The following is a 19,663-nucleotide window of genomic DNA, read 5'->3' on the forward strand; positions in this document are numbered from 1 at the left end:
TCACAAATGAAATCATCCGAAGAATCTTTCATAAGTGCTTCGCTCGACTTGCATGTGTTAAGCACGCCGCCAGCGTTCATCCTGAGCCAGGATCAAACTCTCAAATAAAAAGTTTGTTTCCCGGTTCAAAAATTAACCACTAGCTAATTGTTTAAACCGTTCTACTGTTGTTTGGTTTGTTTTTGTTCTGAATTTTCTCATTCAAAGATGTCCAACCAGGACTCTTTTTTATTAGAATTTTCAGGGTTTTAAACACTGTTCAATCTTTCATTTTCAAGGTTCATCTTGTTGTCTCGCTCTCAGCGGCAACTTTGATAGTTTAGCACAGCTTCAAGCTTTTGTCAACAACTTTTTTAAATTTCTTTTTGAATCTTTTCAGATTCGCTTTGCTGTTTTCAGCAGCGTGTTATATCTTATCAGATGTTTTCGCTTTTGTCAACAACTTTTTTTATTTTTCTTTCCAGACTTTTTTGTCTTTCAGAGAAAAAAAGAATCATCTGGAATAGAGCGGAGAAAGAGGGATTTGAACCCTCGCGCCGGTTGCCCGACCTACACCCTTAGCAGGGGCGCCTCTTCGGCCTCTTGAGTATTTCTCCAAATTTCATAATTCCATATGATCTTGCGCTTCAACTTACGTTTTCAGACGCATTGCCTATTATATAGCACGGACTCCACTTTGTCAACAACATTTTCAAAAAAATTTCGCAGCAGATCTTGCCGGTTTGAAATGCACAGCATCGGCAAGATCCCGCTGCTATTGCGCAGCACGCGAATAAGAGCGGATTGCGGTTTCATACAGGTTATTTCCCTCTGAATCAATGACAACGATCACAGGAAAATCCTTTACCTCCAGTTTGCGGATTGCCTCGGTTCCCAGATCATCATACGCGATCACTTCGGAGGAAAGGATGCATTTGGAAAGCAGTGCACCTGCGCCTCCGACTGCAGCAAAATAAACACAGCTATTTCTTACGACCGCATCGATCACCGCCTGGCTTCTTTTTCCCTTTCCGATCATGGCACCGAGTCCCAGATCAATTAATTTCGGAGCATACTTATCCATGCGGCTTGCGGTAGTCGGTCCTGCTGAGCCGATCGGTCTGCCCTCCCTGGCCGGTGAAGGTCCCATATAATAAATGACATTGCGCTCCATATCAATGGGAAGCGGCTTTCCTGCATCCAGTGCTTCCTGCATCCGTTTATGAGCAGCATCTCTTGCGGTATAAATCGTTCCGGTCAGGTATACATAGTCCCCTGCTCTCAGACTTTTTGCATCTTCTTTGCTGATCGGTACCTGAATTTTTCTGTCCATAGGAATCTCCTTCTATAATACACGGTGTGCGTGACGGTTTACATGACAACAGATATTAATTGCAACTGGAAGTCCGGCAATATGGGTCGGATAGGTCTCGATATTCACGGATAATGCTGTTACACGTCCGCCCAGGCCTCCCGGTCCGATTCCCAATCCGTTGATGCGCTCCAGCATTTCTTTTTCCAGGTCTGCTACATAAGGAACCTCGGAATGCTCATGCAGATTTCTGGTCAGGGCATGCTTTGCCATGATGGCGCATTTCTCAAAGGTGCCGCCAATTCCTACACCCACAACCATAGGCGGGCATGCGTTCGGACCGGCATCCTTTACTGCCGTCAGAATGGCATTCTTTACGCCCTCGATTCCGTCTGCCGGCTTCAGCATAAAGACGCGGCTCATATTCTCACTGCCAAAGCCTTTTGGTGCCAGCGTGATATCGATACGGTCACCCTCCACAATCTCATAATGAATGATAGCCGGAGTATTATCCTTCGTATTTTCTCTTAAGATCGGATCCTTCACAACGGACTTTCTCAAAAAGCCATCTACATAACCATCGTGTACGCCCTGGTTGATGGCATCGGTCAGGCTGCCGCCTTCCAAATGCACATCCTGGCCTATCTTGATAAATACAACTGCCATTCCGGTGTCCTGACAGATCGGGATCATATCCGCACCTGCAATCTTAAGGTTTTCCTGCAGCTGGTTTAAAATCTGTTTTCCAAGCGGTGATTCTTCCTGCTCTACTGCCAGCTTCATCCGCTCTGCCATATCTTCTGACAAAAAATGATTGGCTTCGATACACATTTCTTTTACTGCAGCTGTAATTTCACTTACGTTTACTGTTCTTATCATCTTCTGACCATCTCCTATTAAATGTGAAAATCAATGTGTCTTGGCACATGCCCGCACCGAGGCGCGATTGCTTTTGCAGCCATCTGCCTTTGCTCCGAGCGCACTCTGCGTTCCAATTTCCTATGGAACATAAAAATGCTGCCAACTGCCCTTCCCTCTTATTTTTTCAGGGAAAACAGCCGGCAGCATCCTCGTTTACTTGCCTTTTAATTTTATTCTTATAAGAACCAGACCCTGTTCTTTATTCCTGCTGATCTGTTTCTTGTTCGGAAAGTTCCAGATCTTCGATTCCATCTCCCTCGGATTTTGCTCCGTCATCCCGCACCTTCGCGATGCTTGCTACGCGGATATCAGAATCCGGATCGATGTTCATCAGCTTGACACCGGAAGTGTTCCGGCCGATTACAGAAATATCCTCTACGGAAATACGAATCACAACGCCCTCGTTCGTGATCATCATAATGTCATGATCGTCGTGTACCAGCTTTGCACCTACGATATCACCGGTCTTTTCGGTGATCTTGTAACAGAGCACACCTTTACCGCCACGGTTCTGTGCCGTGAACTCCTCGATCGGGGTCCGTTTGCCCATACCGTTCTCAGAAACGATCAAAAGCTTTTCACCCTGGGTATCCATCTGCATGCCGACTACTTCATCGCCTTCATTCAGCTTCATACCGATCACACCCATGGATACACGGCCGGTTACGCGCACATCGGTCTCATGGAAGCGGATGCACTGTCCCTTCTTCGTTACCAGGAAGATATCTTTCGTATTATCGGTTGCCTTTACTTCGATCAGCTCATCATTTTCCTTCAGCACGATTGCCTGAAGACCGTTCTTGCGGACGTTCTCGTATTCCTTTACCGGAGTCTTCTTGACCATGCCGCCGCGGGTTGCCATGAACAGATAATCGGTCTCATGGTATTCCTTCACCGGAATGATCGCCGTGATCTTCTCCTCCGGCTGCAGCTGCAGAAGATTGATGATCGCAGTTCCGCGGGCGGTTCTGCTGCCCTCCGGGATTGCGTAAGCCTTCAGGCGGTATACGCGGCCTTTGTTGGTGAAGAACATAATGTAATTGTGAGTCTTGGTCAAGAGCAGGTCTTCGATGTAATCTTCATCGATCGTCTGCATGCCCTTGATTCCCTTGCCGCCGCGGTTCTGGTTCTTGAAATTGTCGACGCTCATGCGCTTGATGTAGCCAAGCTTGGTCATCGCCACGATGGTATTCTCATTCGGGATCAGATCCTCCATGGACATATCAAACTCGTCAAAGCCAATGGCAGTCTTACGGTCATCGCCGTACTTGTCAGAGATCACAAGGATTTCCTTACGGATCACGCCTAACAGCTTTTTCTCATCTGCCAGGATTGCCTTTAACTCCTCGATCTTTGCCATCAGTTCTTTGTATTCGTTTTCCAGCTTTTCCCGTTCCAAACCGGTCAGTGCACGCAGACGCATGTCTACGATTGCCTGGGACTGGGCATCGCTGAGTCCGAAGCGCTCCATCAACTGCTGCTTTGCGATCTGGACATTCTCAGAACCACGGATGATGCGGATGACCTCATCGATGTGGTCTAAGGCGATCAGCAAGCCCTGTAAGATGTGGGCACGCTCTTCTGCTTTATTTAAATCGTATTTTGTTCTTCTGGTAACAACATCTTCCTGATGACGCAGATAGTAAGTCAGCATCTCAAGCAGATTTAATACCTTCGGCTGGTTATCGACCAGGGCCAGCATGATGACACCAAAGGTATCCTGCAGCTGGGTATGCTTTAATAACTGGTTTAAAATCACGTTTGCATTGACGTCACGGCGCAGCTCGATAACAATGCGCATACCCTGACGGTCAGACTCATCGCGCAGATCGGTAATTCCGTCGATCCGTTTTTCCTTTACCAGCTCTGCGATCTTCTCGATCAGTCTTGCTTTGTTAACCAGATACGGAAGTTCCGTCACTACAATACGGCTCTTGCCGTTCGGCATCGTCTCGATATCGGATACCGCACGTACCCGGATTTTGCCACGTCCGGTGCGGTAAGCTTCCTCAATGCCTGCTTTTCCAAGGATCGTTGCGCCGGTCGGAAAGTCCGGTCCTTTTACGATCTCTAAGATTTCTTCCAGGGTCGTGTCGCGGTCTTCCTCAATGCGATTGTCAATCAGCTTTACGACAGCACCAATGACTTCACGCAGATTGTGAGGCGGAATATTGGTTGCCATACCGACTGCAATACCAGTGGTACCATTCACTAACAGGTTCGGATACCGGGCCGGGAGCACAACCGGCTCTTTCTCGGTCTCATCGAAGTTTGGTATAAAATCAACGGTGTCTTTTCCGATATCTGCCAGCATCTCCATGGAGATCTTGCTTAAGCGGGCCTCAGTATATCGCATCGCAGCCGCACCATCGCCATCCACGGAACCAAAGTTTCCATGCCCGTCTACCAGCGGATAGCGGGTAGACCATTCCTGTGCCATATTTACAAGAGCTCCATAGATAGAGCTGTCACCATGCGGGTGATATTTACCCATGGTATCGCCGACGATACGCGCGCATTTTCTGTGTGGCTTATCCGGTCCATTATTCAGCTCGATCATGGAATAAAGCACGCGGCGCTGAACCGGCTTTAAACCGTCCCGCACATCCGGCAGGGCACGGGACGCGATAACGCTCATGGCATAGTCGATATAGGATTTTTCCATCGTGGATTTCAAATCTATATCGTGAACTTTATCAAAAATATTTGGTTCCATATTGTTCTCCTTGTTGTCTCATTGTTACGGTTGCATATCCGTCCGGCATCCTGCAGAATACTGTAGGCCATGAACAGCTGCCTGCTGCCCAAAGCCTTGCACTGCCCAGTTAGATGTCCAGATTCTGTACATATTTTGCGTTTGCCTCGATAAACTCACGGCGCGGCTCAACCTGGTCACCCATTAAGGTGGTAAAGGTCAGATCCAGCTCGGATGCCACATCGTCGTCCATGTTGACACGAAGCAGGATACGGCGCTCCGGATCCATGGTGGTCTCCCAGAGCTGCTCTGCATCCATCTCTCCCAGACCTTTGTAACGCTGGATTTTATTGTTATTGTCTCGTCCCACTTCTTTGATGATCGAAGCCAGTTCTTCATCGCTGTAAGCGTACCAGATCTTTTTATTCTTTTCCAGTTTGTATAACGGCGGCTGTGCCAGGTATACATGCCCCTGCTTGATCAGCTCTGGCATGAAGCGGTATAAGAAGGTCAGCATCAGGGTACTGATATGAGCTCCGTCTACATCCGCATCGGTCATGATGATGATCTTGTGATAACGCAGCTTGGAAATATCGAAATCGTCATGGATTCCGGTTCCGAATGCCGTGATCATCGCCTTGATCTCCGCATTGGCATAGATCTTGTCCAGTCTTGCCTTCTCCACATTTAAAATCTTACCGCGCAGCGGCAGGATCGCCTGGGTATCTCTGGAGCGGGCTGTCTTCGCAGAACCGCCTGCGGAGTCTCCCTCTACGATAAAGATCTCACATTTTTCCGGATCCTTGTTGGAACAGTCTGCCAGCTTGCCCGGAAGTGCCATTCCCTCTAATGCAGTCTTTCTTCTGGTTAAGTCACGGGCCTTTCTCGCTGCGGCACGGGCACGCTGGGCCAGAACAGATTTCTCGCAGATGGTCTTGGCTGCAGCAGGATTCTGCTCTAAGAAGTACGTCAGCTGCTCACTGACGATGCTGTTTACCGCTCCCATGGCCTCGCTGTTTCCAAGCTTCTGCTTGGTCTGGCCCTCAAACTGCGGCTCCTCGATCTTGATGCTGACGATCGCAGTTAAACCCTCACGGATATCTTCACCGCTTAAATTCGGCTCGCTGTCCTTTAACAGCTTATTCTTGCGGGCATAATCGTTGATGGTCTTGGTCAGCGCATTTTTTAAACCAGCCAGATGGGTACCACCCTCCGGGGTATTTACGTTATTTACGAAGGTATAGATGTTCTCGGTATAAGAATCGTTATGCTGCATGGCAACCTCAACAAACACACCGTCTCTGGTGCCTTCACAGTAAATCACATTATCGTAGAGCGCTGCCTTGCCCTTGTTTAAGTAGGTAACAAATTCCTGGATACCACCCTCATAATGGAATACTTTTTCTTTCTTTTCTTCCCGGTCGTCCCGCAGAGTGATCTTTAATGCCTTGGTTAAAAACGCAGTCTCCTGAAGACGGATACGCAGGATATCGAAATCATATACGGTCTCTTCGAAAATTTCCGGGTCTGGCAGGAAATGAACCTCGGTTCCGTGTTTGTCCGCATCGCATTCCCCAACTACCTTTAACGGATACATCACCTTACCACGCTCATAGCGCTGCTGGTAGATCTTGCCATCCTGGTAAACACGTACCTCCAGCCAGGTAGAGAGAGCATTTACAACCGACGCGCCTACGCCATGCAGACCGCCGGATACCTTGTATCCCCCACCACCGAATTTGCCGCCGGCATGAAGGATCGTAAAGACAACCTCTACCGCAGGAATACCGGCTTTTTTCTGAATGCCGACCGGAATGCCGCGACCATCATCCAGTACCGTGATGGAATTGTCTTCATGGATCGTGACGTCAATTCTGTCACAGTAACCGGCCAGAGCTTCATCTACCGCATTATCTACAATCTCATAAACCAGGTGATGAAGTCCCCTGGACGAAGTGCTGCCAATATACATACCAGGTCTCTTCCGGACCGCTTCCAGCCCTTCCAGGATCTGAATCTGGTCTGCTCCGTATTCTGCACTCATGTTATTTCCTCCTAGTCAAAAATATCTCTATTGCTTATCTATCGTCAGTTTTCACTGGTCACGGTTCCGTTTACCACGCAAAACAGCTTATCCATCTGAAAACGGTTATTTACAAAATCCTCCAATCCGGTACAGGTGATCATTGTCTGGATATGATCGATCGCAGACAGAAGATGGTTCTGCCGTTCCCCGTCCAGCTCAGAAAGAACATCATCCAGTAAAAGGATGGGGTAATCGCGCACCAGCTTTTTTACAAGCTCAATCTCTGCCAGCTTTAACGACAGCGCCGCAGTGCGCTGCTGTCCCTGGGAACCAAATTTCCGGATATCGATATCACCGGTGTAAAAACCAATGTCATCCCGGTGCGGACCCACCAGGGTTGTCTTCTGTTTCACATCCTGGCTGCGGCTTCTGGCAATGCCTGCTTCCAGCTCCTCTGCCTGGGAATTGGGATCGTACACGATCCTTAAGTTTTCTTTTCCGCCGGACAGCTTCTGGTGAATCTCAGAAATGATCTCATTGAGCTGTCCGATAAATTCTTCCCGGAAGCGGATCACTTCTTTTCCATACTGGACTAGCTGCATATCCCACACATCCAGGGTTCCTTCATATTCCGGATGAAAGAACAGTTCTTTCAGAAGCTTATTCCGCTGCAGCAGGACCCGGTTGTAGGACACCAGAGAGTGCACGTAAAGCTTATTTAACTGGCACAATTCCAGGTCAATGAATTTGCGCCGCTCCGCCGGACCGTTTTTAATCAGGTTTAAGTCCTCCGGTGAGAAAAACACCACATTCACAATCCCAAACAGCTCACTGGCTTTCCGGATCGGAATCCCGTTGATCGCCACACCCTTTGCCTTATTTTTCTTTAAATGCATATCGATGCGGTACGGGACATCCCGCTTGCGCACCGTAAGCTTAATATGGGATTCATCATTCTGGAACTGGATCATCTCCCGGTCCTTGCTGCCACGGTGTGATTTGGTGGTGCAGCAGACATAAACTGCCTCTAAAATGTTCGTCTTTCCCTGGGCATTGTTCCCGTAAAGAATATTGGTGCCCGGAGAAAACTCCATATGTAATTGATCGTAATTCCGGTAATTCTGAAGCTCAATGGACTCTATGATCATAATGTAATCCGGATAGTCTCTCCCTGAAAAGTTACTTCATCGCCGTCGTGAAGTTTTTTGCCACGCTGGTACTCTACATTTCCGTTTACCTTTACCAGTCCGTCCTCGATCGCATACTTGGCATCGACGCCAGATTCGCAAAGACCAGCTGCCTTTAAGGCCTGGCCAAGCTTGATATATTCATCTCTCAGTTTAATGATTTCCATAATTTTCCTCTCTAAACCTCTGTTTGCTCTGTTTCGTATCCATTTGTACGCTGCTGTTCACGCTTTGCGCAAACAGCAACGGATTTTGCCGATGCTTTATAGCACCCTGGTGCCCTCATGGTTTTATGCTTCATTGATAAAGTTTACAGGCAGGATCAGATAAATATAGGTTCCTTCTTCATCCTTGATAAAGCATGGGGACTTCGGGTTCATCATGTAAAGCTCCACATCCTCATCGTCAATGACACGAAGCGCATCCAGCAAGAATTTCGGATTGAATGCGATCATGATATCTTTACCGGATTTGTGTGCCGGAACATTGGCATTCATAGAACCGAATGCGGACTTCACCCTCATGTTCAGATTATTATCTTCTACATTCATGATGATCGGTTTGCGGTCACTGTCGCGGATCAGGATCATCGCGCGGTCGATATTATCCATAAAATCACGTTTATTGATCTTTACACGGGTCTCATAATCGCTGGAAAGCATATGGTCAATCTTAAAGTACTCGCCTTCGATCAGGCGGGAAACCACTACAGTATCATCGAATTCAAATAAAATGTGATTTTTGCTGAAATAAATAAGAACCTCTTTTTCATTGTCACCTGTCAGGATCTTACTGATCTCAGAAAGTGTCTTACCCGGAACTATAACCTTATGGTTATCATAATGTTCTTTCAGCTGAATGTTGCGGATGGAGATCCGGTGTCCGTCCAGGGAAACCACCTTGAGAAAATCATCTTTCACTTCCAGAAGCTCGCCCGCCATCATCTTATTGCTGTCATTTGGAGAGATGGAGAAAATAGTCTGCCGGATTGCTTCTTTTAAGGTAAACTGGCTCAGACTGATATGCTGGTCCCGCTCAATATAAGGTAAATAAGAAAATTCTTCGCCGTCCCGGCCCTGGATATTGAATACTGCATTCTCACATTCAATGACCGTATTAAAATGATTATCAGAAGTAATCGATACGGGCGTATCGCCATCTGGAAGTTTTCTGATAATTTCAGAAAAAAGCTTTGCTTCCAGTGCAATTTTACCGCGTTCGAGGATGGAACCTTCTACTTTTGTCTCAATTCCCAGTTCCATATCATTACCGGTAAGCTTAATCTCATTGGTGTCGGCATCAATCAGAATGCACTCGAGGATGGACATGGTTGTTCTGGATGGAATTGCCTTGGATACAATATTGATTCCATTTAAGAGAGAGTCTTTCTTAAATTCGAGCTTCATGTTGATAACTTCCTTTCTGTCGGTTCAAAGTCTTTTTAAAGATATATAAAATAAAATTCCGTCGTAATCGTAGTAGGGGATGTGGATTTGTGTAAAAGCCTGTTCAGCCCAGAAAATAAAAGGATTTCCGGGCGTGAATAAGACTGTTGAAAACTCTCCTGAATCTTCTGGATGACTGGGAGGTTATCCACAAGTGGAAAAATGGAAAAAATTGTCTTGAAAAGCGTCCACAGAATACCCACAGGGAATCCACTGCTTTTCCACAGAAAAATGTGTATAACTGGAAAAGGGGGCTGTGGCATGTTTTATGTCAACCAAGCTAAGCTTTATGTTAACTAATTTACTGAGGACTGATTTTTTTCTTTAAAATATCAATCGTATTCTGGAGAGATGGATTCTTCTCCAGGTCTGCGCTGATGGTCTTAATGCCATGAAGGATCGTGGTATGATCACGGCCGCCCAGAGCTTTACCGATATTTTGCAGGCCGGTTTCTGTCATGGTACGGCACAAATACATGACGATCTGGCGCGGGTAAACGATTTCCTTGCTGCGCTTTGCGGACATAATGTCGAGCGGGGTAAGGTTAAAATGATCGGCAACGATCTGGATGATGAATTCCGGGGTAACCTCCTGCTTATCACCCGGAGCAATGATGTCTTTCAGTGCTTTTTCAGCCAGCTCAATGTCGATCTCACGGTTCTTTTCCAGCTTGGAAAGGGCAACAATCTTGGTGAGGGCACCTTCCAGCTCACGGATATTGGATTTGATGTTGGTCGCAATATACTTAATTACTTCATTATCTATATTGTAGCCTTCCATTTCCTCTTTTTTGCGGAGGATTGCCATACGGGTTTCGTAATCCGGAGACTGGATATCGACCGTCAGGCCCCATTCGAAACGGGAACGCAGGCGTTCTTCCAGGGTTTCAATTTCCTTCGGAGGTTTATCAGAAGAATAATGATCTGTTTTTTGGCCTCGTGAAGTGCATTGAAGGTGTGGAAAAATTCCTCCTGGGTACTTTCCTTACCAATGATGAACTGGATATCATCGATCAGAAGTACATCGTTGTTGCGGTATTTTTCGCGGAATTCCGTGGTGGAAATGTTGTTTTTATTACGGATCGCATCGATCAGCTCATTGGTAAATTTCTCGGAAGTAACGTAAAGGATCTTGGCTTTCGGGTTGTTTTTTAAAATAAAGTTTGCAATGGAGTGCATCAGGTGCGTTTTTCCAAGACCTACGCCTCCATAAATGAAAAGCGGGTTGTAAATCTCTCCCGGAGATTCGGCAACGGCCAGGGATGCAGCATGTGCCAGGTTGTTATTGGCACCGACCACGAAGGTATCGAAGGTATACTTCGGGTTTAAGTTGGCGTTCTGCAGGGTGGCCGGGCTTACCGTATTGGTATTATTCTGAATCAGCTGGTTTGCAGATGCCGGTTCCGGAACAATGTCTTCCTCCACAAGAAACTGGACCGTATCACACTTGATGCCGGTAACTTCTTCAATGGATACTTTCAGCATGACACTGTATTTCTTCTTAATATATCCGAGGAAATTGGCATCCGGAACGATGATCTTCACGATGTTTCCCGGCTGCTCTAAGGCATAGACCTCCAATGGGAGAAGCCAGGTATCGAAGGAGACATCGGAGATCTCATATTCTTCTTTTAAATATTTCAGTATGTCGTTCCATTTTTCTTTCAGTGTTTCTAACATTCTTTCAGTCTCCTGTACTTAATCTATACGGGTGGTTGCTGTGCGGCCATGATCAGAATTAAAATCCGGCGTAAGCTATCCACAGTGTATGTGGAAAAAAATGGGCCTGTTTGTGGATATGCGAGAGCACCCAATCTAGAAACATTGTATACCATAAACGGCTGTTTTTCAATGAAAACCGAAAAATCTTAGCCGTTTTGTGAAAATTATCAACAGACTTATCCACAAGTTGTGGATAACTTATTCACAATATCAACAGGTTGTGTGTGGGAGGTCTTTGGAGATCCTTTATTTTTTGTGGATTTCCTGCGGATTCTTTTTTAAGAAAAGGCTTGACGAACCCGCATGTTTTCTATATAATTGAGAAGATGTTTAATTAAAATAGTCGTAATGTGTTCAATCAAATAAGCGATGTAAAAAAGGAGGTGCCGCAACATGAAGATGACTTTCCAGCCGAAAAATAGACAGAGATCTAAGGTTCATGGCTTCAGAGCTAGAATGAGTACTCCAGGTGGAAGAAAAGTATTAGCTGCAAGAAGAGCAAAAGGAAGAGCGAAATTATCCGCTTAATGAATCATTGAATTGAAGGTCACAAGAAATTGTGACCTTTTGTATTTTGTATTACCAGATGAAAAAGTAGTGGTATGGTGGTAATAGAAGATGAAACGATTTCCGAGTATTAAAAAGAATTCTGATTTCCAGGCAATTTACCGCACTGCGAAATCCTATGCCAACAGACAGTTGGTCATGTATGTAAAAAAGACCGGGGGGCAGCAGTCCCGTATTGGAATATCGGTCAGTAAAAAGGTTGGAAACAGCGTGGTGAGACATCATCTGGCCCGTCTGGTTCGGGAAAGTTTCCGGCTGAACCGGGACACATTGGAAGAAGGATTAGACATCGTTGTGGTAGCGAGAGCTGCTGCGAAAGACTCAGATTACAAGACAATTGAACGTGCATTTATGCACCTGTGCGGACTGCATAACATTATAAGAGAATCGAAGTGAGAATATGATAAGCAGGATTATGGATCTGATCAAAAAGCTTCTTATATTAATGATACGCGGGTACCAGATTTTTTTATCCCCGTTAAAAGTAAGAACTCACTGTATTTACACGCCGACGTGCTCCCAATACGCCATTGAGGCACTTACCAGGTACGGCGTGGTGAAAGGTTTATGGTTGTCTGTGAAGAGGATACTCCGGTGTCATCCATGGGCAGAAGGCGGTTATGACCCAGTTCCGTAACACATGAGGAGGTAGCACATTGGATTACTTAGTATTAACGAAGGTTCATGGGGCGATTCTTGGTCCGATTTCCCAGATCCTGGGTTGGATCCTGAATATACTGGTTGAGTTTACCAATTCCTTTGGTATCCTGAACATTGGTTTATCTATTATTTTATTTACCTTAGTTGTGAAAGTACTGATGTTCCCATTGACGATCAAGCAGCAGAAGGCATCCAAGCTGATGGCTGTCATGCAGCCTGAGCTGCAGGCGATCCAGGCAAAGTACAAGGGTAAGAAAGACAATGACTCCATGATGAAGATGAACGTGGAGACGAAGGCTGTTTATGAAAAATACGGCACGTCCATGACTGGAGGATGTCTCCAGCTTGTGATCCAGATGCCGATTCTGTTTGCACTGTACCGCGTGATCTACTGTATTCCGGCTTATGTTATGCCGGTAAAGGAGCATTTTTTAAATGTGGTTTATGCACTGACCGGAACTTCTTCCGCGTCTTCCCTGACTGAGGGAGCAGCAGCAAGCCTGCTGCAGTTTGCGACTGACCACAATATCGCATTAACAGGAGTGAACCCGATCGGAGACCTGACCGGGGTAAGCGGTGAGGCGCTGGCCAATAAAATGGTCGATATCCTTTATAAGCTGAATCCGGCACAGTGGGGAGATTTAGCGCAGGCATTCCCGGGTGCAGCATCTGTCATTGCAGACAATGCGGCTACCATCGAGAAGATGAACACCTTCCTTGGTATCAACCTGTCATCGAACCCGTTTAACGGAAGCTTTGTGCCGAACCTGGCATGGCTGATCCCGATTCTGGCAGGTTTAACCCAGTACGCCAGCACCAAGCTGATGATGGCATCCCAGCCGAAGAAGAATAATGAGGAAGATATGGGCTCCCAGATGATGCAGAGCATGAACGTTACCATGCCGCTTATGTCTGTATTTTTCTGCTTTACCTTCCCGGCAGCGATCGGTATCTACTGGGTAGCCAGCAGTGCGTTCCAGCTTCTGCAGCAGCTGATCGTAAATTCTTACCTGAATAAGGTGGATATGGATGAGCTGATCCGCAAGAATGTGGAGAAGGCAAACAAGAAACGCGCGAAAAAAGGTCTTCCGCCTCAGAAGGTGAACCAGAATGCGACTGCAAGCCTGAAGCATATGGAGGCTGTTGCAGCGAAGGAGGAGGCAGAGCGTGCCGAGAAGATCGAGAAGACCAAAAAGCAGGTAGAGCAGGCTAACAGCTATTATAATAAGAATGCGAAGCCTGGCAGTCTGGCATCTAAGGCAAACATGGTTGCCAGATATAACGAAAAACACAATAATAAATAAGGGGGTAACACCATGGATGGGAAGATTACAATCTCTGCCAATACATTGGACGAGGCAATCACAAAAGCATTGATTGAACTGCAGACGACCAGTGAGCATCTTCATTATGAAGTTGTACAGAAGGAGAGCGCTGGTCTGCTTGGCATCTTTGGTAAGAAACCCTGTATCATCCGTGCCCATGTGATGAGTGAGGCGGAGGAGAAGGAGCTGGCTGAGGCAAAGAAGCTGGAGGCCCAAAAAGCTGCTGAAGCGAAAAAGGCGGAAGCACAAAAAGCTGCCGAAGCGAAAAAGGCGGAAGCACAAAAAGCTGCCGAAGCAGCGAAGAAGGCTGCGCAGGCCAAGGCTGCCAGAAATGCAGAAGAGGCCAGAAAGACAGAAGCTGTTAAAACAAAGAAGGCAGAAGCAGCACCTGCAATGAAGGCTCCGGTTTCCGAAAAAGCGGCAGCAAAGCATGAGGCAGTAGCTGCACCGGAGACAGCACAGGAAGCTGCCTCTGAGGAAATGCCGAAGAAGGCTTCTGTAAAGATCAACGAGGATGCTGTAAAAAAAGCAGCGAAGGAATTCCTGGAGCAGGTATTTGGCGCGATGGGAATGCAGGTTTCCATCGAGACAGTATACAATGCCAGCGACCGGGAGCTTCTGGTTTCCATGGAAGGTGATGACATGGGAATCCTCATCGGAAAACGTGGCCAGACACTGGATTCCTTACAGTATCTGGTAAGCCTGGTTGTAAATAAGGAGACCGAAGGCTATTTACGTGTAAAGCTTGATACAGAGAATTACCGCGAGAGAAGAAAAGAGACGCTGGAAAATCTGGCGAAAAATATTTCTTACAAGGTAAAGCGGACCAAGCATCCGGTATCCTTAGAGCCGATGAATCCGTATGAGAGAAGAATCATTCATTCCGCACTTCAGAACGATAAATACGTTATGACAAGAAGTGAGGGTGAAGATCCGTTCCGCCATGTTGTCATTTCTTTAAAGAAAGAGGTACCGGCGGGAAATGGAAGAAAAGAGCGTTATGGTTCCCGCCGCGATAACCGTGGAAGAGGAAGAAACGCAGAAAACAAAGCGCCGAAAGCAGAAGCAGCTGCAGAGAAAAAAGAGGCTGCAGTGAAAGAAGCTGAGGCATAAGAAAAGCTGGACACGTACACGTGAACAGCAGGTAGTGCATAAGGAAAAGCATCAGGCGGGTGTCTGGTAGTGGTTCGGCCACCACCTGGCATCCGCTTTTTCGTTTTTTATATTTATGGATGGACCGGTCAGTGCAGACCGGGTCGGAGGAAATTATGCTGAAGGATAGAAGTTCAGATACGATCACGGCCATTGCAACGGCCATGAGCAGTTCCGGAATCGGAATCATCCGTGTAAGCGGAGACCAGGCAGTTCCGATTGTAAGCCGGATTTTTGAGAGTAAAAAAGGAAATTTCGATTTAAACACAGCGCCATCGCACCGGATCTACTATGGAATGATCCACGATGGGGACGAGATGCTGGATGAAGTGCTGGTCATGCTGATGCGGGGGCCGCACAGCTATACGGCAGAAGACACGGTGGAGATTGATTGCCATGGCGGTGTTTTAGTGATGAAAAAAATACTGGAGACAGTAATTAAATATGGAGCAAGACCGGCAGAGCGGGAGAATTTACCAAGCGGGCATTTTTAAACGGGCGGATCGATCTGTCCCAGGCAGAGGCAGTCATTGATGTGATCAATGCTCAGAACGATTACGCAGTGAAAAGCTCCGTCAGCCAGCTGAAGGGCTCTGTATCAAAAAAGGTGAAAGATTTACGGGAGCGGATCCTGTACCAGATCGCTTTTATTGAATCGGCATTGGACGATCCGGAGCATATTTCCCTGGATGGATACGAGGAGGAGCTGTCTGGAAAGCTGGATACTATGACTGGGGAAATAGAAAAGCTGGTGCGTTCCGCAGACAGCGGAAGAGTGGTATCTGAGGGAATCCGTACGGTCATTCTGGGAAAACCAAATGCGGGAAAATCTTCCTTAATGAATGTACTGCTTGGGGAAGAACGTGCAATTGTAACAGATATTGCAGGAACCACGCGGGACACGCTGGAGGAGCATATTCGCATGCATGGTATCAGCCTGAACATCATCGACACAGCTGGCATCCGGGAGACAGACGATGTGGTGGAGCAGATCGGTGTCAGCAGGGCAAAGCTGGCAGCAGATGAGGCGGATCTGATCATTTATGTTGTGGATGGATCGAGAGAGCTGGATGAAAACGATGCCCAGATCATGGAGCTGATCCGTGACCGCAAAGCTGTGGTGCTGCTAAACAAAACAGATCTGGAGACGGTGATCAGCGAAGAACTGCTGCAGGAGAAGACTGGCAAGACGGTTATTTCCATCTCAGCGAAAGAGGAGACCGGTATTGACAAACTGGAAAAAACGATCCAGAATCTGTTTTATGAGGGAAGCATTGATTTTAACGATGAGATCCTGATCACAAATGTACGCCATAAGACTGCACTGCAGAATGCATTAAACAGTCTGTATATGGTAAAGCAGAGTATTGAAAACCAGATGCCGGAGGATTTTCTGACGATTGACCTGATGGACGCGTATGAGCAGCTTGGAACCATTATCGGGGAAGCCGTGGAGGATGATCTGGTCAATGAGATCTTTGGTAAGTTCTGTATGGGAAAATAAAGTTACTAAGTTGTGTGGGAATGCTTTAGGAACTGTGAGAGGATGAGACAGTTCCCTGGTAAGAAAGATTAGCTGGAAGGAATTAAGAATATGCCGTACTTAGAAGAATCGTATGATATTGTAGTTGTCGGCGCCGGGCATGCCGGCTGTGAGGCAGCGCTGGCCTGTGCAAGACTAGGGCTTGAGACGATCGTGTTTACCGTCAGTGTAGACAGTATTGCTTGATGCCCTGTAACCCGAATATCGGAGGAAGCTCCAAGGGACATTTAGTGCGCGAGCTGGATGCTCTGGGCGGAGAAATGGGAAAAAATATAGATAAGACCTTTATCCAGTCCAAGATGTTAAATGAGTCTAAGGGACCTGCAGTCCATTCCCTGCGTGCGCAGGCAGACAAGCAGGATTACAGCAGACAGATGCGTCATACCATGGAAAACACGGACCATTTGACCATCCGTCAGGCAGAGGTATCTGAAATTATTGTGGAGGATCACAAGATTACCGGTGTGAAGACCTATTCCGGAGCGGTTTACCACGCAAAGGCTGTAGTACTGGCCACCGGAACTTATTTGAAGGCACGCTGCATTTATGGCGATGTCAGCAATGCAACAGGGCCGAATGGCCTGCAGCCGGCAAACCATCTGACGGATTCCCTGATCGCTAACGGCATCGAGATGTTCCGTTTTAAGACCGGAACCCCGGCCCGTGCAGACCGCCGCAGCATCGATTTTTCCAAGATGGAAGAGCAGTTTGGTGACAAGCGGGTTGTCCCGTTTTCCTTCTCTACAGATCCAGAGTCCGTACAGAAGGAACAGGTTTCCTGCTGGCTGACCTACACCAATGAGGAGACACATCAGATCATCCGTGATAATCTTGACCGCTCTCCGCTGTTTTCCGGTGCGATCGAAGGAACTGGGCCGCGCTATTGCCCGTCCATCGAGGATAAGGTAGTGAAATTCCCAGATAAGACACGTCATCAGGTATTTATTGAGCCGGAGGGACTTTACACCAATGAGATGTATCTGGGCGGTATGTCCAGCTCTCTGCCGGAAGATGTGCAGTATGCCATGTACCGGACGGTACCGGGGCTGGAGCATGTGCGGATCGTGCGCAACGCCTATGCGATCGAGTATGACTGCATCAATGCCCGCCAGTTAAAGCTTTCTCTGGAGTTTAAGGCAATCAGCGGTTTGTTCAGCGGTGGCCAGTTTAACGGAAGCTCCGGTTATGAGGAGGCAGCAGTGCAGGGCTTTATGGCGGGGATAAATGCCGCTATGAAGGTGCTTGGACGCGAGCCAGTTATTCTGGACCGTTCCCAGGCGTACATCGGCGTTTTGATCGATGATCTTGTGACAAAAGAGAACCATGAGCCATACCGTATGATGACTTCCCGTGCGGAGTACCGCCTGTTGCTGCGTCAGGACAATGCAGACCTGCGTTTAAGGGGAATCGGCCATGAGATCGGCCTTGTCGATGATGAAACCTATGCAAGGGTTCTTCAGAAAGAAAAAGACATTCAGGCAGAGGCAGAGCGTCTGGAAAAAACATATGTAGGTGCCAATCCAAGAGTACAGGCGTTTCTGGAAGCACATAACAGCACGCTTTTAAAGACAGGTGCAACACTCGCAGAGCTTGTGCGCAGACCAGAACTAGATTATTTTATGTTAACTGAACTTGATGAGAAGCGGCCAGAACTGCCATACGATACTGCAGAACAGGTTAACATAAATATTAAATATGAAGGATATTTAAAGCGGCAGCAGCAGCAGGTAGCGCAGTTTAAGAAGCTGGAGAAGAAAAAACTGGATCCGGATTTCGACTACAGTACGGTAAACAGTCTGCGCAAAGAGGCGGTGCAGAAGCTAAACCTGTACAAACCATCATCGATCGGACAGGCATCCCGTATTTCCGGAGTATCCCCGGCAGATATTTCTGTGCTTCTGGTTCATCTGGAGCAGATGCGACATAGTAAGTAAAGGATTAAGGGATATTGTTGTTGTTTGCGCAATGTGTGAACAGTAACAATTTTCTGAATCAACGGACGTATTACTGGTATATCCGCGATATGTAATGCAACTGAAAATTCCGTATAAAACAGTTATAAGAGGCAGACTTTGCCGAAATTCCACACAGGAGGGATTATGGAACAGATTTTTGTGGATAAAATGAAGGCGGGAACCACGGAGCTGGGGATTACGCTTTCCGAACAGCAGATGGAGCAGTTTTATCATTATTATGAATTATTGGTAGAATGGAATAAGGTCATGAACCTGACCGGAATCACAGAACTGGAAGAAGTGGTAAGCAAACATTTCATAGACAGTCTGGCACTTGTAAAAGCAGTGCCGCTTCAGGATGGCCGAAAAGCATCTGCTATTGATGTAGGGACAGGAGCAGGATTTCCGGGAATTCCGTTAAAAATTGCATTTCCGAATTTGAAGATCACCTTGCTGGATTCCTTAAATAAGAGAATCAAATTCTTAAATGAAGTGATCAGCCAGCTGGGACTTCAGAATGTAGAAACGATTCACGGAAGAGCAGAGGACTTTGGCCGGGATGCAAAATACCGTGAGCAGTATGATTATTGTGTTTCCCGGGCAGTTGCTAACGCAGCAACCTTATCGGAATATTGCCTGCCATTCGTAAAAGTGGGTGGTGCATTTATTCCGTATAAATCCGGTAAAATAGATGAGGAGCTGGAGCAGGGAACCAAAGCGATCGAAAGCCTTGGCGGCAGCATTACAGATGTGATCCGTTTTGAACTGACCGGGGCAGATGCAGACCGATCCCTGGTGGTGATTGATAAGATCGCTAAGACGGCGAAGAAATATCCGCGGAAAGCGGGAGTACCGTCGAAAGAGCCGATAGGGAAGTAACAATATCGCACAGTAAATATCAATAAGTCCGAAAGCCCCCGCCCCGCCATGCGTAAACGCATGGCGGGGCGGGGGCTTCCTGCTATACTGGCTCCATTACATATAAAAAACCTGCAACCATTACTGAAACGGCGAAAATAGGATAACTATTGGCCAAATCAGTAATGGTTGCAGGTTTTTTCGTACGCAGCGGTGTCAATAAAGTAGGGCGTGTATGAGTCTGACTTCTGGAATTTTCAGCATATCAGTTGTTTCGCCTCTTGAGGACACATGTCCGAATGCAGCGGATGTAAAT

13 protein-coding genes, 1 tRNA gene, 1 rRNA gene and 3 pseudogenes are annotated in these 19,663 nt (G+C 47.0%); 8 read left to right on the plus strand and 10 right to left on the minus strand.

Annotation, left to right across the window (positions count from 1 at the left end; genetic code table 11):
* The 10 genes and pseudogenes from DXA97_RS01730 to dnaA form a co-directional block, all read right to left on the minus strand.
* Window positions 1–108 (minus strand): 16S ribosomal RNA (locus tag DXA97_RS01730); the annotation flags it as partial.
* A gap of 400 nt (window positions 109–508) precedes the next feature.
* Window positions 509–596, minus strand: a tRNA-Ser gene (locus DXA97_RS01735).
* A 158-nt stretch (window positions 597–754) separates the two neighbouring features.
* The gene (locus tag DXA97_RS01740; protein ID WP_118718376.1) at window positions 755–1,312 is read right to left on the minus strand and encodes a Fe-S-containing hydro-lyase; all 558 of its coding nucleotides are present in this window, start codon (window positions 1,310–1,312) and stop codon (window positions 755–757) included.
* 12 nt (window positions 1,313–1,324) lie between these two features.
* Window positions 1,325–2,167, minus strand: a complete 843-nt coding sequence (locus DXA97_RS01745) for a fumarate hydratase (RefSeq protein ID WP_347561434.1) — start codon at window positions 2,165–2,167, stop codon at window positions 1,325–1,327.
* Between the two features lie 244 nt (window positions 2,168–2,411).
* Window positions 2,412–4,928, minus strand: a complete 2,517-nt coding sequence (gene gyrA / locus DXA97_RS01750; RefSeq protein ID WP_118718378.1) for a DNA gyrase subunit A — start codon at window positions 4,926–4,928, stop codon at window positions 2,412–2,414.
* 109 nt (window positions 4,929–5,037) lie between these two features.
* Complete coding sequence (gyrB, locus tag DXA97_RS01755) at window positions 5,038–6,951, minus strand: DNA topoisomerase (ATP-hydrolyzing) subunit B (RefSeq protein ID WP_118544000.1); 1,914 nt, start codon at window positions 6,949–6,951, stop codon at window positions 5,038–5,040.
* 44 nt (window positions 6,952–6,995) lie between these two features.
* Window positions 6,996–8,081 carry a DNA replication/repair protein RecF gene (gene recF / locus DXA97_RS01760; RefSeq protein ID WP_118718379.1) on the minus strand — a complete coding sequence of 362 codons (1,086 nt, stop codon included), beginning with the start codon at window positions 8,079–8,081 and terminating at the stop codon, window positions 6,996–6,998.
* Window positions 8,078–8,287, minus strand: coding sequence for an RNA-binding S4 domain-containing protein (locus tag DXA97_RS01765; RefSeq protein WP_118718380.1), 210 nt, complete (start codon window positions 8,285–8,287; stop codon window positions 8,078–8,080). Before DXA97_RS01765 ends, recF begins: the two co-directional genes overlap by 4 nt.
* A gap of 123 nt (window positions 8,288–8,410) precedes the next feature.
* Window positions 8,411–9,526 carry a DNA polymerase III subunit beta gene (gene dnaN, locus DXA97_RS01770; RefSeq protein WP_118718381.1) on the minus strand — a complete coding sequence of 372 codons (1,116 nt, stop codon included), beginning with the start codon at window positions 9,524–9,526 and terminating at the stop codon, window positions 8,411–8,413.
* Window positions 9,527–9,866: 340 nt separating this feature from the next.
* Window positions 9,867–11,245, minus strand: a pseudogene (gene dnaA, locus DXA97_RS01775) (chromosomal replication initiator protein DnaA).
* 435 nt (window positions 11,246–11,680) lie between these two features.
* Between dnaA and rpmH the strand changes: the two are divergent.
* From rpmH to rsmG, 8 genes and pseudogenes are all read left to right on the plus strand, one after another.
* Entirely contained in the window at window positions 11,681–11,815 is a 135-nt protein-coding gene (rpmH, locus tag DXA97_RS01780; protein WP_118532075.1) for a 50S ribosomal protein L34, read from the plus strand.
* A 90-nt stretch (window positions 11,816–11,905) separates the two neighbouring features.
* Window positions 11,906–12,250 carry a ribonuclease P protein component gene (rnpA, locus tag DXA97_RS01785; protein WP_118718382.1) on the plus strand — a complete coding sequence of 115 codons (345 nt, stop codon included), beginning with the start codon at window positions 11,906–11,908 and terminating at the stop codon, window positions 12,248–12,250.
* Between the two features lie 25 nt (window positions 12,251–12,275).
* On the plus strand, window positions 12,276–12,491 hold the full coding sequence (yidD, locus tag DXA97_RS01790) for a membrane protein insertion efficiency factor YidD (RefSeq protein WP_347560216.1): 216 nt from the start codon (window positions 12,276–12,278) through the stop codon (window positions 12,489–12,491).
* Between the two features lie 19 nt (window positions 12,492–12,510).
* Window positions 12,511–13,818 carry a YidC/Oxa1 family membrane protein insertase gene (locus DXA97_RS01795; RefSeq protein WP_118718384.1) on the plus strand — a complete coding sequence of 436 codons (1,308 nt, stop codon included), beginning with the start codon at window positions 12,511–12,513 and terminating at the stop codon, window positions 13,816–13,818.
* A 12-nt stretch (window positions 13,819–13,830) separates the two neighbouring features.
* The gene (jag, locus tag DXA97_RS01800) at window positions 13,831–14,952 is read left to right on the plus strand and encodes an RNA-binding cell elongation regulator Jag/EloR (protein ID WP_118718385.1); all 1,122 of its coding nucleotides are present in this window, start codon (window positions 13,831–13,833) and stop codon (window positions 14,950–14,952) included.
* A 155-nt stretch (window positions 14,953–15,107) separates the two neighbouring features.
* A pseudogene (mnmE, locus tag DXA97_RS01805) lies at window positions 15,108–16,495 on the plus strand (tRNA uridine-5-carboxymethylaminomethyl(34) synthesis GTPase MnmE).
* A 90-nt stretch (window positions 16,496–16,585) separates the two neighbouring features.
* Window positions 16,586–18,468: pseudogene (gene mnmG / locus DXA97_RS01810) on the plus strand (tRNA uridine-5-carboxymethylaminomethyl(34) synthesis enzyme MnmG).
* Between the two features lie 165 nt (window positions 18,469–18,633).
* Window positions 18,634–19,368: a 16S rRNA (guanine(527)-N(7))-methyltransferase RsmG gene (gene rsmG / locus DXA97_RS01815; RefSeq protein ID WP_118718386.1), complete on the plus strand. Its 735-nt coding sequence runs from the start codon at window positions 18,634–18,636 to the stop codon at window positions 19,366–19,368.
* Window positions 19,369–19,663: the final 295 nt, after the last annotated feature.

This window comes from Clostridium sp. OF09-36, assembly GCF_003481985.1.
GTDB lineage: Bacteria > Bacillota > Clostridia > Lachnospirales > Lachnospiraceae > Brotaphodocola.